The sequence below is a fragment of the Psychrobacter sp. 1U2 genome (assembly GCF_051847575.1).
Genome location: NZ_JBPYDC010000729.1, coordinates 1 through 871, shown reverse-complemented (window position 1 = coordinate 871; position 871 = coordinate 1). Strand labels below are relative to the sequence as shown.

At 42.1% G+C, this 871-nt stretch carries 1 pseudogene; it reads right to left on the bottom strand.

The features are described from left to right. Positions 1 to 871: pseudogene (locus ACS8FD_RS18360) on the bottom strand (hypothetical protein); the annotation flags it as partial.

Genomic DNA, 871 nt, shown 5'->3' with positions numbered 1-871 from the left:
TATTGGTACTTTTAAATACTGATGAAGGGTTCCCTAGCGGTTTGGGTAGATTAAAGATTGACTCAACAGGAGTGCGCTGTAAAGAGTCGTTGATACTAACCTCATTTAAGTCAACGTGACCACGGTTATACGCTTCCAATTTATAAGCGATACAGTTACCTGGCTCGACATCATTGGCAGAATTGGTGCTAAATCCTGTCGTTGGTTGATTGGTAGTGGCAACATTGGGATAGCTGAGCGCGCTGTCACAAGTGTGCACGTATTGAGATTTTTTAAGTACCAGCGCGGTGTTGTCTGCTTTTACTTCACCAAAATCAAGATTGCGTGTGATATTGCCTGAGCTGTCCTTTTCGGTTTTGTAATTATAAACATTGGTGACTAGTGCAACTTCTTTAGTATTCACAGTCGTATCTTCACTATATTCCCAAGAGCTTGGCTCAGTTTCGATTAAGCACACTTTTGATCTACCCACTAGCGCATTTGGACTAACACTGAAACTATACCTACCAGTATTGGCTGCTGCACTTGAAACCGTTTGTGGATTTGGTGAGGTAGATACGATATTGTTGCTATTGCAGTCAGTCAGCCTGATTCGTAAACCACTGTCAAAAATACCTGATTCATTGTTGTCAAAGACACCATTGTAGTAATTGCTATTACTCGTAAAAGTAGTCGAAATGTCTTGCTTGGTATTGGCGTTAGCGATGATGCCACCATTGTCATTAAAAACGATACCTGCAAATGTATAACTCAACGGAACAGATGGACTATTGGTGATAGTACAAGTAATCTCGTCGCCATAAGCGGCATTAGCAAGGGTAAATGACCGCGTTTTTGCCGCTGCGTTGTAGTTCATCGCGGTCGTGGGCAT